22 protein-coding genes are annotated in these 22,717 nt (G+C 68.3%); 4 read left to right on the top strand and 18 right to left on the bottom strand.

Going from position 1 to position 22,717, the window contains the following annotated elements:
- Positions 1-20: 20 nt before the first annotated feature.
- The 5 genes from ACSFBC_RS27820 to ACSFBC_RS27840 all read right to left on the bottom strand — a co-directional run bounded on the left by ACSFBC_RS27820 (position 21) and on the right by ACSFBC_RS27840 (position 5,760).
- Complete coding sequence (locus tag ACSFBC_RS27820) at positions 21-1,415, bottom strand: FAD-dependent oxidoreductase (protein ID WP_435513568.1); 1,395 nt, start codon at positions 1,413-1,415, stop codon at positions 21-23.
- Positions 1,416-1,420: 5 nt separating this feature from the next.
- Entirely contained in the window at positions 1,421-2,380 is a 960-nt protein-coding gene (locus tag ACSFBC_RS27825; protein ID WP_435513569.1) for a tripartite tricarboxylate transporter substrate binding protein, read from the bottom strand.
- 92 nt (positions 2,381-2,472) lie between these two features.
- Positions 2,473-3,189, bottom strand: coding sequence for a GntR family transcriptional regulator (locus ACSFBC_RS27830; protein WP_435513570.1), 717 nt, complete (start codon positions 3,187-3,189; stop codon positions 2,473-2,475).
- 162 nt (positions 3,190-3,351) lie between these two features.
- Complete coding sequence (locus ACSFBC_RS27835; protein ID WP_435513571.1) at positions 3,352-4,554, bottom strand: serine hydrolase domain-containing protein; 1,203 nt, start codon at positions 4,552-4,554, stop codon at positions 3,352-3,354.
- Positions 4,555-4,890: 336 nt separating this feature from the next.
- Positions 4,891-5,760: a restriction endonuclease gene (locus tag ACSFBC_RS27840; RefSeq protein WP_435513572.1), complete on the bottom strand. Its 870-nt coding sequence runs from the start codon at positions 5,758-5,760 to the stop codon at positions 4,891-4,893.
- 142 nt (positions 5,761-5,902) lie between these two features.
- On the opposite strand from ACSFBC_RS27840, the gene ACSFBC_RS27845 reads away from it, so the two are divergent.
- On the top strand, positions 5,903-6,058 hold the full coding sequence (locus tag ACSFBC_RS27845) for a hypothetical protein (RefSeq protein WP_435513573.1): 156 nt from the start codon (positions 5,903-5,905) through the stop codon (positions 6,056-6,058).
- A 15-nt stretch (positions 6,059-6,073) separates the two neighbouring features.
- Here the strand turns inward: ACSFBC_RS27845 and ACSFBC_RS27850 are convergent, their stop codons facing one another.
- On the bottom strand, positions 6,074-7,345 hold the full coding sequence (locus tag ACSFBC_RS27850) for an MFS transporter (protein WP_435513574.1): 1,272 nt from the start codon (positions 7,343-7,345) through the stop codon (positions 6,074-6,076).
- An 84-nt stretch (positions 7,346-7,429) separates the two neighbouring features.
- On the opposite strand from ACSFBC_RS27850, the gene ACSFBC_RS27855 reads away from it, so the two are divergent.
- The gene (locus tag ACSFBC_RS27855) at positions 7,430-8,392 is read left to right on the top strand and encodes a LysR substrate-binding domain-containing protein (RefSeq protein ID WP_435513575.1); all 963 of its coding nucleotides are present in this window, start codon (positions 7,430-7,432) and stop codon (positions 8,390-8,392) included.
- Positions 8,393-8,440: 48 nt separating this feature from the next.
- Here ACSFBC_RS27855 and ACSFBC_RS27860 read toward each other — a convergent pair whose 3' ends face one another.
- Positions 8,441-9,052: a DUF938 domain-containing protein gene (locus tag ACSFBC_RS27860; RefSeq protein ID WP_435513576.1), complete on the bottom strand. Its 612-nt coding sequence runs from the start codon at positions 9,050-9,052 to the stop codon at positions 8,441-8,443.
- Positions 9,053-9,154: 102 nt separating this feature from the next.
- Here ACSFBC_RS27860 and ACSFBC_RS27865 point away from each other — a divergent pair, with 102 nt between their 5' ends.
- The gene (locus ACSFBC_RS27865) at positions 9,155-9,832 is read left to right on the top strand and encodes a TetR/AcrR family transcriptional regulator (RefSeq protein ID WP_435513577.1); all 678 of its coding nucleotides are present in this window, start codon (positions 9,155-9,157) and stop codon (positions 9,830-9,832) included.
- Between the two features lie 18 nt (positions 9,833-9,850).
- Here the strand turns inward: ACSFBC_RS27865 and ACSFBC_RS27870 are convergent, their stop codons facing one another.
- The 11 genes from ACSFBC_RS27870 to ACSFBC_RS27920 form a co-directional block, all read right to left on the bottom strand.
- Positions 9,851-10,483, bottom strand: coding sequence for an isochorismatase family protein (locus ACSFBC_RS27870; RefSeq protein WP_435513578.1), 633 nt, complete (start codon positions 10,481-10,483; stop codon positions 9,851-9,853).
- Complete coding sequence (locus tag ACSFBC_RS27875; RefSeq protein ID WP_435513579.1) at positions 10,476-11,558, bottom strand: 2,5-dihydroxypyridine 5,6-dioxygenase NicX family protein; 1,083 nt, start codon at positions 11,556-11,558, stop codon at positions 10,476-10,478. The genes ACSFBC_RS27870 and ACSFBC_RS27875 overlap by 8 nt, the downstream gene beginning before the upstream one ends.
- A 59-nt stretch (positions 11,559-11,617) precedes the next feature.
- Positions 11,618-12,448 carry an alpha/beta fold hydrolase gene (locus ACSFBC_RS27880; RefSeq protein ID WP_435513580.1) on the bottom strand — a complete coding sequence of 277 codons (831 nt, stop codon included), beginning with the start codon at positions 12,446-12,448 and terminating at the stop codon, positions 11,618-11,620.
- Positions 12,445-13,212, bottom strand: coding sequence for a maleate cis-trans isomerase family protein (locus ACSFBC_RS27885; RefSeq protein ID WP_435513581.1), 768 nt, complete (start codon positions 13,210-13,212; stop codon positions 12,445-12,447). The genes ACSFBC_RS27880 and ACSFBC_RS27885 overlap by 4 nt, the downstream gene beginning before the upstream one ends.
- A 14-nt stretch (positions 13,213-13,226) precedes the next feature.
- The gene (locus ACSFBC_RS27890) at positions 13,227-14,456 is read right to left on the bottom strand and encodes an FAD-dependent monooxygenase (protein ID WP_435513582.1); all 1,230 of its coding nucleotides are present in this window, start codon (positions 14,454-14,456) and stop codon (positions 13,227-13,229) included.
- Positions 14,457-14,564: 108 nt separating this feature from the next.
- Positions 14,565-15,329 (bottom strand): ABC transporter ATP-binding protein, encoded by a 765-nt coding sequence (locus ACSFBC_RS27895; protein ID WP_435513583.1) that lies wholly within the window; start codon positions 15,327-15,329, stop codon positions 14,565-14,567.
- Positions 15,326-16,123 (bottom strand): ABC transporter ATP-binding protein, encoded by a 798-nt coding sequence (locus ACSFBC_RS27900; protein WP_435513584.1) that lies wholly within the window; start codon positions 16,121-16,123, stop codon positions 15,326-15,328. The genes ACSFBC_RS27895 and ACSFBC_RS27900 overlap by 4 nt, the downstream gene beginning before the upstream one ends.
- The gene (locus tag ACSFBC_RS27905; RefSeq protein WP_435513585.1) at positions 16,120-17,109 is read right to left on the bottom strand and encodes a branched-chain amino acid ABC transporter permease; all 990 of its coding nucleotides are present in this window, start codon (positions 17,107-17,109) and stop codon (positions 16,120-16,122) included. The genes ACSFBC_RS27900 and ACSFBC_RS27905 overlap by 4 nt, the downstream gene beginning before the upstream one ends.
- Positions 17,106-17,978, bottom strand: a complete 873-nt coding sequence (locus ACSFBC_RS27910; protein WP_435513586.1) for a branched-chain amino acid ABC transporter permease — start codon at positions 17,976-17,978, stop codon at positions 17,106-17,108. Before ACSFBC_RS27910 ends, ACSFBC_RS27905 begins: the two co-directional genes overlap by 4 nt.
- A gap of 31 nt (positions 17,979-18,009) precedes the next feature.
- A complete protein-coding gene (locus tag ACSFBC_RS27915) occupies positions 18,010-19,143 on the bottom strand; it encodes an ABC transporter substrate-binding protein (RefSeq protein WP_435513587.1) in 1,134 nt (377 codons plus the stop codon).
- Between the two features lie 332 nt (positions 19,144-19,475).
- Positions 19,476-20,249 (bottom strand): helix-turn-helix domain-containing protein, encoded by a 774-nt coding sequence (locus ACSFBC_RS27920; RefSeq protein WP_435513588.1) that lies wholly within the window; start codon positions 20,247-20,249, stop codon positions 19,476-19,478.
- A 188-nt stretch (positions 20,250-20,437) separates the two neighbouring features.
- Here ACSFBC_RS27920 and ACSFBC_RS27925 point away from each other — a divergent pair, with 188 nt between their 5' ends.
- Positions 20,438-22,717, top strand: coding sequence for a TonB-dependent receptor (locus tag ACSFBC_RS27925; RefSeq protein ID WP_435513589.1), 2,280 nt, complete (start codon positions 20,438-20,440; stop codon positions 22,715-22,717).

A 22,717-nucleotide genomic window follows, 5' to 3' on the forward strand; every position in this document is an offset into this window, starting at 1 on the left:
CGGCAGCCAGCGCCACTGCCCTACATCGTCCCCTTGACCTCTTCCCCATGCAGCGGCATGCCGAGCGCGCGGAGCTTCTCCTGGACTCTCGCGACGTCGACGCGGCGCACGTTCACGCCCTGGTCGATCGCCACCGCCGCCGCCACGCCCGCGGCCTGCCCCGTCGCCATGCAGGCCGGCATGTTGCGCGAGCGTGCGTGCGCATCGTGGTCCGCCGAGATGCAGCGGCCCGCCACCAGCATCTGTTCCACACCGTTCGGCAGCAGCGTGCGGTAGGGAATCTCGTAGGGGCGCAGTCCCTGGAAGTCGACGTCTGCGCCCTTCGGGTCGTGGATGTCGAGCGCCGACGCATCGGCCGCGATGCTGTCGTCGAAGTGCGTGCCTTCGATCGAGTCCTTGCCGCTCAAGGTGTACTCGCCAATGATGTGGCGCGTCTCTCGCACGCCGAGCACCGGCGCGATGGCCTCGATGCGCGCGCGCTCGAAGCCGGGGATGCTCTCGCGCAGGTAGCGCGCCACACCTTCGATCTGGCGATAGCACTCCAGCACGGCGTCGGTGAACTGCACCGGATCGAACACGTTCACGCCGGTCACGCGGGTGCCGTTCACGTACATGCGGCCATCGGCCGTCTTGAGCGTGATGTTGTCCCGCTGCAGCTGGACGCCGGTCTTCTCCTGCCACTGGCGCAGCGACTTGTTGAAGCCGGTGAGCCACAGGCCGTAGTTGAGGCCTTCCACGGTCTTCGGAATGGCGCGTGCAGGCACGTCCTCGGTCGTGGCGGCCCAGTCGGCCAGGCGCACCAGGTCGACGCGGTCCATCGTGAAGTACATCGAGACCGGCTGCATCGTTTCCGCCTCGCCGCCCGCCCCCATGACGAAGGGCGCGCCGGCACGCACCGCCATGTCGGCATCGGCCGAGCAATCGATCACCACCTTGCCGGCGATGAACTGACGGCCCGTCTTGCTCTCGACGATCACGCCCTTGACGGTGTCGCCCTCCATCACCGGATCGGACACCACGGTCTCGAAGAGGATCTGCACGCCGGCCTCGGCACACAGGCGCGTCAGCAGCATCTTCATCATCTCGGGGTCGCAGGGCGACGCGATCTTCACGCCGCCGGTCTTCACCACGGCCATGTAGTCGTCGCCGGCGCCGCCCACCGAGCGTGCGAGGTTCCATATCTCCAGCGGAAGCCCGCCGACCAGCGCGCCGGAAGGCTTGGTGTTCAGGCCCAGCGTGAGGTTGCCGCCGAGCGAGCCGAAGCGCTCAATCATGACCACGCGCTTGCCTTGCCGCGCGGCCGAGATGGCCGCGAAGGGGCCGGTGGTGCCGCCGCCGACGACGATCACGTCGGTCTCCATCAGCACGGGGATCTGGCGTGCGGGTTCGGTGATGAAAGTTGCGTTGGTGTTCATGCGGTTCATTCCAGTTCGATGTGGGCCCGCTTGACGACCGGGCCCCACTTGTTGATCTCGTCGGCCATGAAGCGGCCGAACTCCTCGGGTTTGTCTGCCACCACCGTGGCACCCATGCCGGACAGCCGTTCCCTGATGTCGGGGGACTTCAGTACGGCGACCAGTTCCTTGTTGAGCCGATCGACGATCGGCTGCGGTGTGCCGGCCGGCGCCAGCAGGCCGAACCATGCGGTGGCTTCGAAGTTGGGATAGCCGGCCTCGGCCATCGTGGGCACGTCGGGCAGTGCGGCTGCGCGCGTCTTGCTGGTCACGGCCAGCGCCTGGAGCTTGCCGCCCCTGATGTGCGGGGCGACGGGCACGATGTTGTCGAACATGATGTCGACCGAGCCGCCCATCAGGTCGACGTGCGCCGGCGGGCTGCCCTTGTACGGAACGTGCAGCATGTCGATGCCCGCGAGCGACTTGAAGAGCTCGCCCGACAGCTGATGCGACGTACCCGGGCCCGACGACGCAAAGGTGATCTTTCCCGACTCCTTCTTCGCCAGCGTGACCAGGCCTGCGACGTCCTTGACCGGCAGGCTGGTACGCGTGACCAGCACCAGCGGCGTCATGGTCATGAGCGTGATGGGCACGAAGTCCTTCGCCGGATCGAAAGGCAGCTTGCGGTAGACATGCTTGCTGATCGGCAGTGCCGCCGTGGCGATCGTCAGCGTGTAGCCGTCGGGTGCCGACTTGGCCCCGATGTCGGTGCCGATGTTGCCGCCGGCCCCAGGGCGGTTGTCGACCACCACCGGCTGGCCCAGGGCCTTGCCGAGACGCTCTCCGACCAGCCGCGTGATGGTGTCGGAAGCCTGCCCTCCCGGGTAGGGAACGATGATCTTGATGGGCTTGCTGGGGTACTCATCGGCGTGCGCCACACCGCACAACGCCCATGCGGCGGCCACAGCGAATGCGATTCGCTTCATGGATTTGTCTCCTTCGGTTTTCGGCCGCCATGCCGGCGGCCCTCGTCAGGGGTGGCGACGGACCTCGGGGCCGCCGCCGCGGAACGGACGGCTCAGGCCGCCTTCTGGTTGCCAAACGCGTCGGGCACATGCGCCCGCAGCGTGGTTTCATAGGACCTTCTGACGTGCTCCGCGGCCAGCGCCTGCGCTCGCACTTCGTCGCGCGCCTTCACGGCTTCGAAGATCGCGCGGTGATCGCGTACCGCGGCCAGCCGGCGCACCGGATCGGCCTGGGCCACGGTGCGGCGCGAGATCACGATCTGCGCATTGAGCGAATCGAGCATCGTCTTCAACCGCGAGTTGTGCGCTGCCTTGATGAGCACGTTGTGGAAGTCGTGGCCGAGCTGCACCCACGTGGCGTCGTCCTTCTCGCGCTCGTAGCGATTGCACAGACGTTCCAGCTCGGAAATTTCAGCGGCGGTCGCCCGCAACGCGGCGTAGCGCGTGGCGCTCGCTTCCAGCACTTCACGCAGCTCGAAGAACTCGCGCAGGTCGTCCAGAGAGCGGCGCGGCACGGCGTAGCCGCGCGAGGGCAGCTCTTCGAGGTAGCCATCCCGCGTCAAGAGCTTCAGCGCCTCGCGGATCGGGGTGCGACTCATGCCGAGGCGCTCCGCCAGATGGATTTCGTACAGTGCCTCCCCTTCCTGCAGCAGCCCCTGCACGATCTCTTCGCGCAGCTGGCTGTAGGCGCGCGGTGTCAGTCCGGAAGTCTTGGTGGCCATATTGGATTCACTGTGTATACACAACGTCCACAGTTTGCAGCCGCACATCGTGCCGTGTCAACAGAGGCACGGGTTTGCACCGAGGTGCGGTCGCATGCCCGGACTCGCGGTTGCATCAACAAGCAGACATGCGGCGCCCCAGGGGTTCATGCGCCGCAGCACGCGGGCTCACGCGCCCCGGTGCAGCGTCACCGCACGGCGCCGTTTGCCCTACTTCCTCGCGCCCTCGCCGTCGATGGCCTTCTGCACCGCCTTGTAGAAGTCGTCGCGCGCCGCGCTGTCGGCGCGCGACGACGCCCCGCCAGCCCAGTTGCCATTGGAGGCGATGACCAGATCGCGCTTCGGGTCGATGAAGATGCCCTGGCCGAAGATGCCGCGTGCCGCGAAGCTGCCGTCGTCGTAGGTCCACCACTGGTAGCCGTAACCGCGGCCCGGCTGGCCGGTGTCCGCACGCCGTGAGGTGGCCTGGGCCAGCCAGTCGTCCGGCACGATGGGCTGCCCGCCGACCCGTGCACCGTCGAGGATGAACTGTCCGAAGCGGGCGAAGTCGCGCGTGGCCGCCTGGATGCAGCAACCGCTGATCTCCTGGCCCGTGCGGCTCAGCATCCACGTGGCCTGCTGTTCCATGCCGGCCGGTCGCCAGATCTTCTCCGAGAGATAGTCGGCCAGCGGCTTGCCCGTCGCCCGCGCCACCAGAACCCCCACCAGATTGGTCTCGCCCGTGCTGTAGTTCCAGCGCGTGCCGGCCGGCGCGACCCGGGGCAGCTGGCGCAGATAGCTCACCAGCGCATCGACACCCGGCTCGGGCCGATGGTTGTTGAAGCGCGCCACGTCCGACTGCGGATCGGCATAGTTTTCGTTCCAGCGCACGCCGGAAGTCATCGTCAGCAGATCGCGGATGCTCACGGCGTCATAGGCCGAGCCCTTCATTTCCTGAATGTAGTCGCTGACCTTGTCGTCGAGGCTGCGGATGTGGCCGTCACGCACCGCGGCACCGAGCAGCGTGGAGGTGATGGATTTCGCCACCGAGAAGCTGGTCCAGCGCCCGTCACGGTCGAAGCCCAGACCGTAGCGCTCCAGGCGCAGCTTCCCGCCTTGCAGGACCACGAGCGCGGCGCTGCGCTGCTGCGCCATGAAGGCGTCGACGTCCAGCGGCAGGACCAGGGGCGGCCCCGGCGGCAGGGGCGACGGTGCGGTGCCTGCGGCCACGACACGCGCCTTGGCCAGCACGGGCAGCCGGTCGAGGGCCCGGAAGCCCGCATCGCGCTGCGACTGGCTCCAGAACAGCACATCGCTGTTGGTCGGCAGCGTGGCGAGCAGCCCACGCGTTTCCTTGTCCAGACTGAACCAGCCCGCGGTGCCGGCGATGGCCAGAACGGCGAGCCCTCCGAGAACGATCTTGCCAAGCTTCATGCGACGAATGCCATCCGTGATGGGTGAAGTGATGAGTGCTGCGCATTGGACACCAAGCGGGATCTCGCTTCCCCGCATATCAGGACACGATCTATTCGCAACGTGGCGCCGGCGCCGCGACAAAGGTCGTTGTCGATCCGCACGATGCCGCCGGCCTGCCTCGGGCGATTTCATCGTCGATGCGGAGCGACCGCCGCACGTCACGGCACGCCGCGCCGGATCAGCCGGCCGATCCAGATGCCGTGCAGCCGCCGTCCGGTGGCGCAAGGGCAGGACCTGTGGCGTGCCCGCCCTGGCGCCCTGCCCGCGGCACGCGCTGACCCCATGCGCGCATCGTCATGCGCCCTCCATCGTCCGCGTGCCCTTGCAAACCGGATAGGCCGAACAGCCCCAGAACGCATGGCCGGACGATGCCCCTCGCTTGGCGACCCGTCGCACCATCGCCTGGGCGCAAGCGGGACAGGCCGGCGCGTCGCTCCCGGACGCAGAGACTGGTGCAGCAGTTTCACTGCGCCGTGTTTCGCCTGCAGGCCGCCGTGCCGCACGCCCCTGACGAATCAGCTGCAGCAGCGCGGGTCCGTCGACGAGGCGAATGTTCCGCCCCTCGGCGAAGGACGCCGCCTCCTGCGTGAACCGGCCCGAGGTAACGACCACACCGCCGACGGCGCCGCCTGCAGCCATGACGCCGTACAACTCGCGCACGACGGTGACGCCCACCTTGAAGGCTTTCCACTGCTTGCATTGCACGAGGTATTTCTCACCCGCCTTGGCGAGGACCAGATCGATGCCGCCGTCGGCGCCGCCCCCACCGGTCTCCGAGACCGCGTAGCCCTGCTGACGGAAGGCCTCTCCGACCAGCAATTCGAACTCCTGCCACGTCATGCCCTCCAGCGCATCGGCTGCATTGCTTTGGGAAACGGTGCTCAACAGTGTGCGGCGCCGACGTCGACGAAGCACCGAGGCCAGGGCGCCCATGGCGCACAGGAAAGGCAGGATGAATTGCCCCGCATAGGCGAACCCACGCCAGAGACCACGCACCGCCACCTGACCAATGTCCTGCGACGTGTGCGCCACTGGCATGGGCGCGGCCGCAAGGGCATGCAGCACGAGGTAGCTCAACACGGCCAGACCCAACCCCGCCCACCATGGCAAGAGCGCAACCAGATCCATCAGATCGTCGGCACCTGTCTTCCTGCGTCTTGCCATCGTGAATGCTCCTCGGGGGAACAGCGGACTGCCATGCCTTCCGGAAACATTTTGCAATACTTTTGCATTTACAGCGACCAGGCTTCCCCGTGGTCAACCCTCACGCGCGGGCCTGCGGGGATCGACAGGCGACACATTGCTGATGCTCGCACCGTGGCTGCTGCCCGCGATGCTCGTCGGCACCGCCATCGGCCGGCGCCTGACGCACGGGCTGACGAAGGCGCAGTTCATGCGCATCGTTAGCGTGATCGTGCTGTGCTCGGGTCTGGCGCTGATCTGGCGGTACTTCGCGGGATAGCGCGACGGCCTGTCCTCAGCGCACCCGTACAGGCACCATCAAAGGCATGGCCGCCAACGCGCAGCCGCCCGCGACGAACCACACCAGCGGCCATCCCAGCAACGTGAGCAGGTGCGGAATGAGCAGCGGCGTGACGAAGCAGAACAGGAAGACGCTGGTGTTCGCCATGCCCAGCGCGGTGCCCGCGCGTGCTGCGCCGGCCAGGGTCGCGAGTTCGGTGTAGGCCACGCCGTGCCAGGCCGACACGCTGATGCCGGCCAGCGTCAGCAGCACGATCAGGCCGATGCGTCCCATCGAAGTCTCCGTGGCCATGGCGCCCGACAGCGTGAGCGCGCCGAGCGCGGCGAACAGCAGCAGGCTCAGCAGCGCGCAGCCGCGCAGGTAGGCCGGACGGTTGCGGCGGCGGTCGGTCCAGCGGCCGCTCCAGACGCGCGTGCCCATCGCGCCGACCTGCACCGCGACCATCGCGGCCGTGATGGCCGCCAGGCCCAGATGGCCGAAGTCGTGCAGGAACACGGTGCCGAAGGACAGCACCGCGAACTGCGGCGCGCACAGGATGCCGATGCCGGCCACGATGCGCCAGATGCGCGCGTCGTGCAGCGGTCCGCGCTCGTGCGTGCCACCGGCCACGGGCGCCGGTGTGCGCATCGGCACCGCGGGCTCGTGCACCCAGGCCCAGGCCATCAGCGCACCCAGCGCGCACAGCACGGCCAGCACCGCGTACAGCGCGCGAAAGCCGCCGTGCAGCGCCAGCATCGGCAGCAGCAGCGCGCCGATGCCGCCGCCCAGGGGCACGGCGGTCTGGCGGATGCTCATCGCCAGGCCGCGTTCGCTTTCGTCGAACCAGGTCATCACGGCGCGTCCGCTCGCGCCGTTGACGCTGCCGCCCAGCAGGCCCACGCTCAGCAGTCCGACGGCCAGCCAGCCCAGGCCGGGCACGTGCTCGCCGTGCGGCGCGGCCCACAGGGCCATGGCCGCGAGTGCGGCTGCGGTGGCGCCCAGGCCGAGCAGCAGCACCGGCCGGTCGCCCCATCGGTCGGTGAGCAGGCCCCAGGGCAGTTCGCTCACGGCGATGCCCAGGCCCATGAGCCCCAGCACCAGGCCCAGCGTCGCGTTGTCGAGGCGGTAGCCCGAGCGCATCAGCACGGCGGTCATCGGGATGCCGCTGAAGGCCACCGAGAAGGCCGCGTTGGCGGCCACGCCGGCCGCCAGCACCTTCCAGCGATGGCGCGGACCGAGCGCGGAGGAAGAAGACGAAGGAAGGGGAAGCGCGGCGTTGGACTGCATGGTCCGAGAAGTCTCGTGCGCCACCAAGGTTTTGAAAATCAGAAAATAATGGCCCCACCATCCCAAAATTCAGGACAGTTCAACATGAGCCAGGTGATGTTCGATCTCGACGTGCTGCGCAGCTTCTCCACCGGCATGGCGCTGGGCAGCTATGCCCGCGCGGCCGACAAGCTGGGGCGCTCGACCTCGGCGGTGAGCGCGCAATTGAAGAAGCTCGAAGCGCAGGCCGGCACCGCGCTGTTCCGCAAGGCCGGCCGCGGCCTCGAACTGACCGATGCCGGCCAGACGCTGCTGGCCTATGCGCACCGGCTGCTCGAACTCAACGACGAAGCGGCGGCCGCGATGCGCGGTGCCGACCTCGAGGGCTGGGTGCGGCTGGGCCTGCAAGAGGACTTCGGCGAGACGCTGCTGCCCACGGTGCTGGGCCGTTTCGCGCGCGCCCACCCCAAGGTGCGCATCGAGGCCTGCATGGTGCGCTGTGCCGAACTGCGCGAGCGGCTGACGCTGGGCAAGCTCGATCTGGCGCTGGTCTGGGACACGGGCGACCATCCGCCGATGCCCTACGGCGAGCGGCTGCTCAAGGCGCCGCTGCAATGGATCGGCACGGCCGCGGCCGCCACGGGCGACCGGCCGAACTGGTGGCCGGACCGGCATGCGCGCAGCGGCGAGGCGCTGCCGCTGGTGTTGCTCGACGCCCCCTGCCCCGTGCGCGACATCGCGACGAACGCGCTGGACCGTGCGGGCATCCCCTGGCGCCACGCCTTCAGCAGTTCGAGCCTGGGCGCGCTTTGGGCCGCGACCTCGGCGGGTCTCGGCCTGACGCTGCGCACGCCCTTCGGCCTGCCGCCTTCGGTGCGGGGAATCGATGCCGCAGCCGCAGGCCTGCCCAAGCTGCCGCCGATGGGCCTGTGGCTCTATCGCGCACAGGCGCAGCCCGAGGCGCCGGTGCTGCGGCTGGCCGAGTTGGTGCGGCAGGCGATCGAACCCCAGCCGCTCGTCGCGGCCCCGGGGCGCGCGCAAAGGTTGAGGGAAGAAGTGGCGGTCTGAGGCAGGCCTCGCGCGCACGCCGTGCGCGACGCGTCGTACGGAGCGGCCTCAGCGCGCGAACACGAGCAGCAGGTTGTTCGCCGGCATCGCGTGCCGCTCGCGCAGCAGCAACCCCGCGCGCGCCGCCTGCGCCGCCACGTCGTCCAGGCGGCGGATGCCCCAGGCGGGATTGCGCGCGCGCAGGTCCGCGTCGAAGGCCTGATTGCTGGGCACCGCCGGGCCCTCTTCGAAGTACGGCCCGTAGGTGACCAGCACGCCGCCGGGCGACAGGTGGCGTGCCGCGCCTTCCATCAACGCGGCACATGCCGCCCAGGGGGCGATGTGCAGCATGTTGGCGCAGAAGATCGCATCGAAGTCACGGCCGAACGCGGGCCCCTGCGAGGGCCACTGCGGCGCCATCACGTCGAGCAGCACGGGCGCCTGCAGGTGCGGCAGCCCGGCCTCTTCGACCCGGCGCGACAACAAGGGAAGCATGCGTGCGTCCGCTTCGGTGGGCTGCCAGACCCAGGGGCTCAGGCCCGCGGCAAACCACACCGCATGCTGACCCGTGCCGGCCGCGATCTCCAGCGCACGACCACGTTCGCCCAGGATGCGGCGCAGGACGTCGAGGATGGGTTGCTTGTTGCGCTCGGCGGCGGGGCTGGTCGGGAGATCGGACATGCGGGGCGGCTGAAATTGGGGCGTGCAAAGGGTAGCAGGGACAGTGCGTCGCCGAAGGCATACCCGATAATCATTGATCAACCAATTAATTACAGGTTCGCGATGCCCGAGAAAAGCCAAGACACCAAGCAGCGTCGCAAGCCAAGAGGTCCGGGCCGGCCCGAGGGAACGAGCGTGGTGCGCGACGAGATCCTCGACGCGGCGGAGACGGTGTTCTCCACCTTGGGCTACGCCGGCACCTCGATGCGCGAAGTCGCCGAGAAAGCCAGGGTGACCCAGGCCCTGATCAGCTACTACTTCGGCTCGAAGTTCGGCCTCTTCGAACAGGCTTTTCTGCGCCGCAGCGAGCCGGTGTCGCTCGAGCGCATCGAACGCCTGGAGGCGCTTCAGCGAACGGGCAAGGCGACCGCGCGGGAAGTCGTGCGGGCCTTTCTGCTGCCCACGGTCTCGCTCCGTGCATCGCCACAGGGCCGCGCCTTCCTTCGGCTGCAGGCGCGGCTGCACACCGAGCCGCCGGAAATCTCGTACGAGCTTCGGACCCAGGCCTACGGCGGCTCCACCGGTCGGTACGTGGAAGCGCTGCGGGCCGCATTGCCGGGCCTGAGCGAACTCGATGCGCACTGGCGCGTCACGATGATGATCGGCACCTACCTCTATGCGTTCTCGGACACGCACCGGATGGAAGAGATGACACGTCCCGGCGTCTACGATCCCGCCGACACGGAGTCGCTGATCGAGCAGGTCACGCGCTTCGTGGTCGGCGGCTTCGAGGCAGACTGAAGCCACACGCTCTGCGCTTCAGTCCGCCAGCGCCAGCCTCGAACGCAGCCCGTCGAGCGGCATCACCTCGGCGTACTTCTGCGCCAGGTCGAACAGGCTGGCGTCGTGCGGTCCGATGGCGCGGTCGCCCACGCAATCGCTCACCACGACCGGCGAGAAGCCCCAGCACATCGCATCCACCACGCTGGCGCGCACGCAGCCGCTGGTCACGCAGCCCGCGACCACGAGGCTGCGCACGCCGCGCTGCGTCAGCCAGGGCGCGAGCGTGGTGCCGAAGAACGCCGAGGGGACGTTCTTGCGCACCACCAGTTCGCCCTCGCGCGGTGTCAAAGACGCCACGATCGCGCTCGCGGGTGAGCGCTCCTTGAGCGTCAGCATGCCCGGCACCTTGTCGGAGAAGACGTTCGCGTCGCCGTCGTCGTCGGCATAGACGATCCGGCTGTGCGCCACCGGCCAGCCACGCGCACGCGCCAGGTCGAGCAGCGCGTGGGTGCGCACGATCGCCTGTGGGATGTTGCCGCCGCCGAAGACCGCCGGGTCGGCGAAGCCTTCGACGAAGTCGACGATCAGCAGGCCGAAGGGCGGGTCCAGGCGCAGCGAAGCACCGAAGCCCTGCTGCCGGTAGACGGCCATGTCGCGCGCGTCATGCATGCTGGGCCTCCTTCGTGTGTGCGGCCGAAGGGGCCGGCATCAGCGACTCCACCACGCGCCCGTCGCGCACGACCTCGCGGCCGTCCACCGTCACCGTGCAGCGGCGCATCGGCACGTCGATGTGGCAAGCCGTGGTGCGGCTGCCGCCCGCCTCGTTGTTCGGACCGAGCGAGAACAGGAAGTTGCCGCTAACCGCACGCGCGTCCATGCCGATCGTGCCCTCGCGGTCGTACAGGCCCAGCGTGGACCAGTAGGCGCGCTGCTGCAGGCCCCAGCCGATGTGCGAGATCGCATAGGCCTCGGGGTCGGCGAAGGACTCGATGTACTCGCTGAGCATCTCGGCCTCATGCCCGCCTTCGATGCGTGTCACGAAGCCCTTCTCGACCGTGAGCGTGATGGCCTCGCCCACGTAGGATTTCATGGGCAGCAGCACGTCGCCCTTGGCCAGCACGATGCGTCCGTGCGCCTGGCCCTCGTTGGGCCAGGTGAACGCGAAGCCGCTGGGCCAGTGGTCCCAGCGCCCGGGCGCGTCGACGAAGCCGTACTCGGCGGTCAGCGGGTACTCGCCGTAGGGGCAGCGCAGGTCGGTGCCTGCCGCGGAGGTCACGTGCATCTCGCTGCCGCCCTGGAGCAGGGCCACGCCCGCCAGCACGCGCTCGCGGTCGGCGGCGGTCGGCACCATGCGCATCAGCACCTCGGGCGGTTCCACAGCCAGCAGGATCTTGGTTCCGCCCTGCAGGATCTCGTGCTGCTCGGGCGAGAACAGCAGCGTCATCAGGTCGAGCACCAGATCGGAGGCCTTGAGCGCGGCGATCGCCGGCCGGTTGCCGGTCAGCGGCGTGGTGCCCAGGTAGGCCAGCGGATCACGGCTCAGCGCCTTGTCGCCGTTGACCGGCGGCAGGTCGAGCCGGCTCACGCTGGCGCCCAGCATGCTCGCGGCGGTGATCGCGCAGCGCAACGTCTGCGGGTGGGTCTGTTCGCTGGTGAGCACGGTGACGGCCGCGCCGGGCTCGAGTTTGGACAAAGTGAGCACCTGGGTCCAGGCGCGGATGAGATCGGTATCGCTGACGGCCATGAGGAGTCTCCGGGCAGTGAGGGTTGAGAAGGAAGTCGGAAGAAGGTCGGCGCTGCCGCTCAGTCCAGGGCCTGGCCGAGGAAGTCCCCGAAGGCGGCGTGGAAGCCGGTCTCGTTGTCCCACGGGATCATGTGGCCCGCATCGGGCACGCGCCGTTCCAGCAGCGCGGGCAGCAGGCCGCGGAGTTCGTCGACGTCGGCCGGCCGCACCACGTCGCCGCGTTCGGCCGTGAGCAGCAGCGTCGGCACGGCGATGCGCGCGACGTCGGCATGGATGTCGTCGGTCTGGAAGGCCTCGAAGCTGGCGACGATCGCGCGCTCGTTGCAGGTGTGCAGCCATTGCGCGCGCAGGCGCAACTGCGCCTCGCTCCAGCTCGGACAGAAGGCGCGCATCTGCTCGAGCGAGATGCCGCGCTGCGCCAGGCGGATGGAGTCGACGTACCAGGGCAATTGCGCGGGATAGGGCCGCCGGCCCGGGCCCGAGACGGGCGGATCGACCGCCACCAGCCGCGTGAGCCCTTCGGGCCGAAGCGACGCGGCGCGCAGGCCGATGCGCCCGCCCATCGAGTGACCGACGATCGCGTAGCGGCGCAGCCCGAGCGCCCGCGTGAAGGCGATCACGTCGGCCACCTGCGCGTCGAGGCTGTAGTCGAGCGCATCGGTGGCCTCGCTCAGGCCGCGGCCGCGCACGTCAAACACATAGGTGTCGAAGTGGCGGCCGAAGCGCTCGGCGACGAAGCCCCAGGTCACGGCCGGGCTGGTGATGCCGGGGATCAGCACGACCGCGTCGCGCTGCGCACGCGCGCCTTCCGTGCCGCCATAGCGCAGGTAGTGCTGGCGGATGCCGTTGGCATGCACCTGCGCGCCATAGCGATAGGTGGACTCGCTCATGCCGCCGCCTTCGGGTAGGCGCCGGAGAGCAGCGCCCCCGCGCCCGGCACGATGGGCTCGAGGCCGAGCTGGCACAGCATGGCGTAGACGGTCGCGGCCGCGGCGGTGACGACCGGCTTGCCGGTGCGCGCCTCGACCTGCGCGATGGCCTGCAGCGAGGGCATCTGCACGCAGGCCGACAGCACGATCACGTCGACGTCGTCGGTCGGCATGCCAGCCACGATGCCCGGCAGCTTCGCCGGGTCGTGGCGCCCCACTTCCAGGTTGTCGGGAATCTCGAGCGCGCGCCAGTGCACGACCTCGAAGCCTTCGTGCGCGATGTAGTCGACTACCAGCTTCGTGAGCGGCAGCATGTAGGGAGCGACCAGCGCGATGCGCTTCGCGCCCAGCACGCGCAGGCCGTCGACCAACGCGCCGGCGCTGCTGACCACCGGCGCCGCGCCCTGGTTGGCCGCGGTCACCCCTGCGAGCCGCTCCTGCGAAGCGCGGTGGTAGCCGTGGCCCATGGCCATGATGGCCACCAGGCAGGCGTAGCCGAGCACGTCGACACGCGCGTCGCTGAGCTCCAGCGCACAACGGTCGGACTCGGCGTCCATGGCCGCGAGCTCCTCCTTGGTGACGTGCTTCATGCGCATGCGCGCCGAATGGAAAGTGAAGCGCTCGGGCCGGATCTGCTCGCGCAGGCGCAGCATCGCCGGGATCTCAGTCTCCATGGTGGTGTTCGAGCTGGGCACGATCTGGCCGATGCGGTAGTTCGTCTTCATCTGTGTTCTCCGGTTCAGGCCGACACGGCCTCGGCATCGAAACGGTCGACGCAACGCGTCGCGTCGTACTCGTAGACCCACTCGGCCTTGATGCCCACTGCGTTGGGGTTCTGCGCCTGCTGGCGCTGCATCTCCAGGTCACGCTGCTGTAGCTCCTCGGGCGTGGAGAGGTGGTAGGTCCGGCCGCGTTCGCGCGCCTCCAGCTGCACGCGCGCGGTGCGCGGGCGGCGCTCCGTCTCGTAGGCCTGCAGCGCGGCGTCGATGTCGCCCGCGCGGTGCACGAGCGCAGCGGCGAGCACATAGGCGTCCTCGATCGCCATCGCGGCACCCTGCGACAGGAAGGGCAGCATCGGATGCGCGGCATCGCCCAGCAGCGTGACCCGGCCCTGCGACCACTGGGTCATGGGGTCGCGGTCGAACAGGCCCCACTTGAAGGTCTGCGCGCTGTCCACGCGCTCGAACAGGTCCACGATGTCGCGGTGCCAGCCCTGGTAGGCGCCCAGCAGTTCCTCGCGGGTGCTGGGTTCGGTCCACGACTCCGCCACCCAGTCGGCACTCTCGTTGACTGCCACGATGTTCACGGCCGCGCCGCCCTTGACATAGTAGGTCACGATGTGCGCCTTCGGGCCCATCCAGAACGATGCGTCCGGGCTGACGAAGGGCAGGGGATGCCGATCGACAGGCACCAGCGCGCGCCAGCACATGTGGCCGGTGAAGCGCGCGGCGGTCTTGCCCCAGAGCCCGTCGCGCACCACCGAATGGATGCCGTCGGCGCCGACGATCAGGTCGGCCTCGAAGGACGAGCCGTCGGCGAAACGCGCGGTCGCGCCGTGCGCGCCCTGCTCGATGCCCACGCACTGCACGTTGAAGCGGACCTTGTCCGCGGGGATGCCCTCGCACAGGATCGCGTGCAAATCGGCCCGGTGCACGTGATAGAAGCCGGCGCCGAACAGCCTCGGGCAGGTCTCGCGCAGCGGGGTGCGGAACAGTTCACGCGCCGTGTCCCAGTTGCGCCCGACCATCGCCTCGGGCAGGAAGCCGATGCGCTCGAGTGCATCGCTCAGGCCCAGAGCCTGCAGCACCTTGGCGGCGTTGGGGGTCATCTGCACGCCCGCGCCGATCTCGCCAAAGGCAGCCGCCCGCTCGAACAGGTGCGCATCGATGCCGCGCAGGCGCAGGGCCCGCGCCAATGCCACGCCGCCGATGCCGGCGCCCACGATCCCTACACGCAAGGGCTTGCTCATCACGATCTCCTTCGTACCGGACACTGCCGGCGCTTAATAAATAAACACACAATTAATTAATGAGGACAAAAGAGGCCGGCCTCCGAAGGCCGGCTTCTCTCACTCGGCTCAGCCGCCCAGATAGGCGCTCAGCAAGGCGGTGTCCTCGAGCAGTTCGGCTGCCGGCCGCTCCGCCACGATGCGACCCGTCTCGTAGACGTAGGCGCGCGCCGCGACCGACAGCGCGTTGTGCACGTTCTGCTCCACCAGAAGCACCGTCACGCCATGCGCGTGGATCTCGCGCACGAAGTCGAACACCTCCTCGGCCATGCGCGGGCTCAGGCCCAGGCTGGGCTCGTCGAGCAGCAGCAGCGTCGGTTCCGACATCAGCGCCCGGCCGATCGCCAGCATCTGCTGTTCGCCGCCGCTGAGCGTGCCGGCCAGTTGCTTGTAGCGCTCCTTGAGGCGCGGAAAGCGGGCGTAGACCTTGGCGGCGCGCTCTTCCACCACCGTGCCGGACTTGCAGAGGTAGGCGCCGAGGGCCAGGTTCTCGTGCACCGTCATGGCGGGCCAGACGTGGCGCTCCTCGGGCGATTGGGCAATGCCCTGCCCCACGATCCGGTCGGCCGGCATGCCGCCGATCGCATGGCCCTTGAACAGGATCTCGCCGCGCGTCGGCTTGAGCAGGCCCGAGATCGCGCGCAGGGTCGTGCTCTTGCCCGCGCCGTTGGCGCCGATCAGCGCGACGACCTCGCCGGGCGCGATGCGCAGATCGACGCCGTGCAAGGCCGCGGTCTTGCCGTAGCTCACATGCAGTTGGCGCAGCGCCAGCAGCGGCTCGGCGGCGGGAGCGTCGGTACCGGCCATCGGCGCCTTTTCAAGGACAGCGCTCATGCTTTTTTTCCTCCGCCCAGGTAGGCCTCGACCACGCGCGGATCGCTCTGCACTTGTGCCGGCGTGCCTTCGGCCAGCTTCTCTCCGAAATGCATCACGACGACGCGGTCGGACACCGCCATCACCAGTCCCATGTTGTGCTCCACGATGAGGACCGACTGCACCAGCCGGCCCGGAAGGGTTTTGAGGATGTCCCCGAAGACGCGCGCCTCCTGGCTGTTGAGTCCGGCCGCCGGTTCGTCGAGCATCAGCACCTGCGGCTTGGCGGCCAGCGCGAGCGCGACCTCCAGCAGGCGCAGCTCGCCGCAGGACAGCACCGAGGCGGAGGTGTCCATGCGCTGCGCCAGGCCCATCGTCTCGACGATGCGCGCGGCGCTGTCGCGCACCGCCTGCTCGGTCTCGCGCACGCGGCGGCCCGGGAAGAAGGTCTGCCACAGCGACTGGCGCGCTTCCAGGTAGTGGCCCGTGAGCACGTTCTCGAACACCGTCAGCGATTTGAGGATGTTGGTCTTCTGGAAGCTGCGCACGATGCCGCGGCGTGCCATGCGGAAGGGCTTCTCGCCCGTGACGTCGGCGCCGCCATAACGGACCTGGCCCGTGGTGGGCGTGTAGAAGCCGGTGATCAGGTTGAAGCAGGTGGTCTTGCCGGCGCCGTTGGGGCCGATCAGGCCCACGATCTCGCCCGGCCGCACGTCGAAGCTGATGTCCTTGACGGCACGGATGCCGCCGAAGGACTTGCCCAGGCCGCGCACTTCGAGCGTCGCGCCGGCCGGCAGGGTCAGGGTGGCGTTCATGCGGCGCTCCCGGTGGCCGGCGTCGCCAGCTTGGTCGACGTCGGCGACGGCAGGCGCCGCTCGCGCCGCCGCTGCGCGAAGCCCATCAGCCCCTGCGGCAGGAACAGCACGATGGCGATCACGGCGAGGCCGAAGATCGACAGCCGCAGCTCCTTGGTCTCGCGCAGGTACTCCTCTAGCAGCGTCACGAGCAGCGCGCCGATCAGTGGGCCGACCAGCGTGCCCTTCCCGCCGATCAGCACCATGATGATCATGCTGATCATGAAGGCGAAGCGGAACATCTCCGGACCGACGAAGGAGATGTAGTGCGCATAGAAGCCGCCGGCCATGCCCGACAGGAAGGCGCCGAGCACCAGCGCCAGCATCGAGTAGGTCAGCGGACGCACGCCGATCGACTGCGCGACGAAGCGGTTCTCGCGGATCGCCACGGCCGCGCGTCCCGCGTTGGAGTGCACGAAGCGATACGACAGGTACAGCGCGATGGCCAGCACGCCCCAGGCCACGGCGTAGTAGAACTGCTTGGCCCCGAGATTGCCGGCCTCGGCCAGCATCGCGGGCTGCGGGATGCCCGCGATGCCCATCGGGCCGTTGGTCAGGCCGATCCAGTTGTCCGCGACCAGACGCAGCACCTCGGCGAAGGACAGCGTCACGATCACGAAGAACGGCCCCTGCAGCCGCAGCGTGATGGCGCCGATCACCACGCCCATCACCGCGGCCAGCACGCCTGCAACCGGCACGGTGGCCCACATCGGCCAGCCGTACTGCGTCGAGAGGATCGCCGCGGCATAGGCGCCGGTGCCCAGGAAGGCGGTGTGGCCCAGCGAGAACTCGCCAACGTAGCCGACCACCAGGTTCAGGCTGGTGGCCAGCACCGCGTAGAACAGCACGATGATGGCGATGTGCAGCAGGTACTGATCCCGCACCACGAAGGGCACCAGCGCGGCCAGCGCCAGGAAGCCGAAGAGAAAGTTGCGTTCGAATTTCATGCTCGCTCCGCGCGCTTGGAGAACAGGCCGTAGGGCCTGAAGACGAGGGTCAGGATCACCAGTGCGAAGCCGATGATGTCGACCCAGCCGGTCGCGACGTAGCCGCCCCAGAGGGCCTCGGCCACGCCCAGCAGCAGGCCGCCGGCGATCGCACCGGCGAAGCTGCCCATGCCGCCGAGGATCACCACCACGAAGGCCTTCATGCTCACCAGCCCGCCCACCGACACCTGGGCCGAATAGATCGAGCCCAGCAGCATGCCGGCCATCGAGGCGATCACGGTGCCCATCGCGAAGGTCGCCGCATAGACGTTGGCGGTGCGGATGCCTACCAGCCGCGCAGCCATCGGGTCCTGGAAGGTCGCGCGCATCGAGCGGCCCAGACGGGTCTTGTGGATGGTGAGCCAGGCCGCGACGATCAGCAGTGCACACACGGCCACCGCGAACAGGCGCAGCTTGGTCAGCACGATCGGGCCGAGGAAGGCCGGGCCGGCCGAGATCGGCGCCTCGACCTTGAGCGGCGCGGTACCGACCGCGAGCAGCGCGGTGTTGGCCAGGAAGATCGACAGGCCGATGGTCAGCAGGATGCCGGCCTCCTCGCCCTGGTCGCGGATGCGTTCGATCAGGAAGCGATCGATCAGCCAACCGAAGGCACCCATCGCAACGGCCACCAGCAGCAGCCCGGAGAAGAAGTCGAGGCCGAGCCGCGTGGTGGCCCACCAGCCCATCACGCCGCCGAGCATGTAGAGCTCGCCATGGGCGAAATTCACCACCCGCATGAGGCCGAGGATCAGGGTCAGGCCCAGCGCCGACAGCGCGTAGAACGAACCGGTCACGAGGCCGTTGGCGAGGTATTGCAGGAGCAGTTCCATCTGCATTCCGATCTGGGGAAGGAGCCGCGGCTCAGGGCTTTTCGGTCTGGGACTCGGCCACGACCTTCGGCTCCTTGCCGACGATCTGCACCAGCACCACGTCGAAGCCGTAGCCCTCGCCCTTCTCGGTGAACCGGTAGCGGCCGTTGGGCGCCTGGTAGTCGGTCTTGCGCAGCGCGTCGCGGATGGCCTCGGGCTCGGCCTTGCCTGCGCGGGCGGTTGCTTCCATCAGGATGTTCAGTGCGTTGAAGCCGGCCGCGCCGTACTTGCCCGGCTTCTCCTTGTAGGCGGCCGTGTACTGGCCGACGAAGGCCTTGTTGCGCTCGCCGGGCATGCTCGACGCATAGGGCACCGCGGCGTAGACGCCTTCCGAGGCCGCGCCCGTGAGCCCGATGAAGTCGGCGGTGGCCCAGGAGCCGACGCCGAAGATCTTGGTGGTGAGACCGAACTCCTTGAATTGCTTCACCAGGATCGAGCCGTCCTGCGTTTCCGCGGCCACGAACACGCCGTCGGCCTTGGCCGCACGCAGCTTGGTCAGCAATGTGTAGAAGTCGGTCGCACCGTGGTCGAAGTACTCCTTCATGACCGTCTTCACGCCCATGCCGGCAAGGTCCTTGGAGAAGTCCTCGACGCCGCCGCGCCCCCAGTCGTCGTTCACGCCGATGTAGGCCACGTTCTTCAGTTGCAGCTTCTCCGCGAGGATCTTGCTGAAGGTCTTCGACATCAGCCGGTCGGTCTCGGCCGAGCGGAAGAAGTACTGCATGCCCTTCTCGGTCAGATCGGCCTTGGAGGACACGCCGCTGAGCAGCGGCACCTTGTACTTCTCGGCCACGGGCATGACCGCAGCGGTGGCAGAACTGCAGAACGCGCCGGTCACGGCCACCACCTTGTCGCGCTGGATCAGCTTCTCGGCTGCATTCACCGAATTGGCGGGGCGGCACTGGCCGTCCTCGATCACCAGTTCGATCTTCCTGCCCCCCACGCCCCCGGCCGCGTTGCGCTGCTCGACGGCCAGCTTGGCGCCCGCCACGAAGGCCTGGCCGTTATAGGCGACCGATCCGGTCAGGGGCTGGATCACGCCGATCTTGACGGTGTCCTGCGCCCATGCGCCGAGACAGAAGGTCGGCAGCACCCACGCCGCGAGAGATTTCCATTGGTAGTTCATGAGCTTCTCCAGAAAAAGCGTCTGCCCGACGCAGCATTTACATAATTAATCGATCAATTAATTTAAGGCGAAGTCTACGGCGTGCATCGCACCACGCCACAGGGCTAACCCTGACAATTAATTGATCGGTTAGTTAGCAATCTGCATGCCAGGCGCTGCGTCGCTTCTTCTCCTCTGACGGACCTTTTCGAAGTGTGCGAGCGTGCATGCTGCACCGGCGCGCGGCGCCATGCCCCCGATCAGGGCGCCAATGGGTGGAGCGCCGCCGAACACTCGCGCAAGCGGCCAACGGCCCGTTGCATGGCGTCATCTGGCGGCGCGGATGCAGGAGGCTACTTCTTGCGCTTTGCGACCGGCGTCGCCGACGGCGCTGCCGTCGTGCCGGCCTCGACGCGCCGAACGATCGGCGGCATGGCGACCGGTGCGCTCATCGACGGGTGCACGTCGTTCACCGCCTCGCACACCGAGAGCATCAGGCACGGGCCCTCGCTCGCGGCCACGTAGGCGTGCCCCATCGCGCTGTCGAAGTAGACCGAATCGCCGGGGTTGAGCAGCACCGGCGCATAGAGCTCCGTGTGGAACTCGATGCGCCCCTCGAGCGCATAGATGAATTCCTCGCCCGGGTGATGGGTGAGACCGCCGAACTCCGAGAAGAAGTCGTCGAGGCTGCGCGCGCGCACCTCCGTGATCATGGGCGTGAGCCGCTTGTTGAGCAGCTCGGTTGCGAGGTAGGTCTGCCGGTAGGTGCGATTGCTGACCGCCATGCCCTCGCCGTGGCGCTGCACCACGCGCCGCCCCGTGCCCCGCACCAGCGGCGCAGGTGTCAGCGCGGGTGCGCCGCGCGTGCCGGGCACTCCACCGCCGCTGCTGCCGCCGGACGGCTCGAGCACCTGCGCCATGTCGACGCCGAGGCCGCGGCTGATCAGCTGCAATTTCTCATACGTCAAAGACGCATGTCCTTTTTCCAATTTAGACAATGTGGAAACCCCTAGTCCCGTGCGCTCGCTGACCTCGCCCAACGTGAGGCCCAGCCGCTTGCGAAGGGCGCGAATCGTCTCGCCGGGCGCTACGCGCGCGGGGGAGGGAGCAGACGGGTTTTCGTTCATGGGGCGATGTGGTTGGAGGCCTAGGGACGATACGGATTGCAGCCGTCGAATCTATCCGCAAGAGCGGATCTTGTCGAATTCGCCATATTTATACATACAAGAAAATAAATTGCTAATTTGGAAATTCGTTTGTAGGATGCCGACCGGATCGACCGCCGTCACAAACCCTTCGCTGGAGTGCCTCACCCATGATTCGTCCCGACAACACCGGCTTCAACCGGATCGCCCGTCCCTCTTTCCTGCGCGCCACGCCGCTCGCTCTGCTGGTGGCTTCGGCCGCCGTCCTGATGGGGCAGGCTGCGCACGCACAGAACGCCGCCGCATCGACTGCGGCCGCTCCTGCGGGCGAAGCCGAGAGCAAGGCGACGAACGCACTCGACAGCGTGACCGTCACGGCCACGCGCCGCCGCGAGCCGGTGCGTGAAGTGCCGATGCAGGTCAACGTGGTGCCCAGCGAAAAGCTGGAACGCGAAGGCGCGAAGAAGCTGGCCGACTACATCGCCGACCAGCCAGGCGTGAACCTGACGAGCAGTGGCACCGTCGGCGGTTCGCTGAGCATGCGCGGGCTGACCACCGGCCCGTCGCAGACCATCGCCACCGTCGGCGTGTACATCGACGACGTGGCCACGGGCATGAGCTCGGCCTATGCGTTGGGCAGTTCCACGCCTCTCGACATGGGCATGCTCGACCTGCACCACATCGAAATCCTGCGCGGCCCGCAAGGCACGCTGTACGGCGCCGGCGCCATGGGCGGCGTGCTCAAGTACGTGACCAACCAGCCCGACACCACCGAGTTCTCGGGCGCGGTGAAGTTCGGCGCCTCGTCGACCAAGGGCGGCGGCAACGGCTTCACCACCGGCTTGATGCTCAACATCCCGATCAAGGAAGACACGGCCGCGGTGCGCCTGTCGGCCTTCAGCGATCGCGTCGGCGGCAGCTACGACGCCGTCGGACCGGCCGCAGGCTCCAACGTCGACCGCGGCCACACCGAAGGCGGCCGCTTCTCGCTGCTGCTCACGCCGACCCGCGAACTGACCGTCCGCATGACCGCGACCGCCCAGGAAGTGAGTCGCAAGGGTCTGGGCTTCGAAGAGATGGACATCGCCAGTGGCCGCCCCATCTATGGCGAACGCCAGCGTTTCCTGTCCACCGGCGAGCCATACAAGAACCGCACCACGCTGTGGGGCCTGGACGTCGAGTACGACTTCGGCTGGGCACGCCTGAACTCGATCACCTCCGTGCAGGACGTGAAGATCAGCAACGCCGCCGACATCAGCCCCCTCTACGCGCCGCCACTGCGCTCGCTGGGCTACCCCGTCGTCTCGGTCCCGCTGGGAAGCAACGTCGACCAGCACCGCACGAGCCAGGAGTTCCGCCTGACCTCGCGCTCGGGCCAGACCTTCGAATGGCTGGCCGGCCTGTACCTGAACCGCGAGCGCGGCAATGTCGCGGGCAGCATCGATGCGAACCTCGCAGGCGGACTGCCCAGCGCGAACCTGCTGACCACGGGCAAGCCCAACCGCTACCAGGAAGTGGCGGCCTACGGCGACATTACCTGGAACGCAACGTCCGCGCTGTCCTTCACCGGCGGCGTGCGCGTGGCGCGCAACAAGCAGTCGTACACCGACCGCAGCACCGGTCTGCTGATCGGCGCGGTGCCCTCGACGGGCGGCGGCACCTCGTCGGAGAGCCCGACCACCTATCTCGGCACCGTCAAGTACGCGCTCGACAAGACCAGCAACGTGTACTTCCGCGCCGCCAGCGGCTACCGCCCGGGTGGCCCCAACGGCCTCAAGCCCAACACCAACCGCAACGTCGTCAAGCCGATGTACGAGTCCGACTCGCTGTGGAGCTACGAGCTCGGCTACAAGGCCGACCTGCTGAACCGCACGGTGTCGGTCGAAGCCGCGCTCTACGACATCGAGTGGAAGAACATCCAGCAGCCGATCCGCGACGGGGGGTTCAGCTTCTTCACCAACGCCGGCGATGCGCGCATCAAGGGTGCCGAGCTGATGCTGGGCTGGAAGCCCAATCGCGACTGGAACCTGCATTCCTCGGCATCGCTGATCGATGCGCGCCTCCAGACCGACGCCGCCGGCCTCCAGGCCAAGGCCGGTTCGCGCCTGCCCTCGACGCCGCGCTTCGCGGCCTCTGCCGGCGTGACGCGCAACTTCAGCCTCGCGGGCCGCGATGCCTACGTCGGCGTCGCCGCACGCTACACCGGCGAGCGCAATGCGGGCTACGAAGGCAGCAAGATCGCGCCCAGCATCAAGCTGCCGGCCTACACGATGGTCGACCTGCAGGCCGGCATCGAGTTCCAGCGCTTCAGCCTGGCCGCCTACGTGCGCAACCTGGCCGACAAGCGCGGCCTGGTGTCGGCTGAAGTGGGCGTGACCTCGCCGACCCAGGCCCTGGTAGCGCTGGCGCCGGCGCGCACCATCGGCGTGACCATGACCGTTCCGTTCTGA

Origin of the sequence: Variovorax frigidus, assembly GCF_051216515.1 — a bacterium.
In the GTDB taxonomy this organism is placed as follows: Bacteria; Pseudomonadota; Gammaproteobacteria; order Burkholderiales; family Burkholderiaceae_C; genus Variovorax.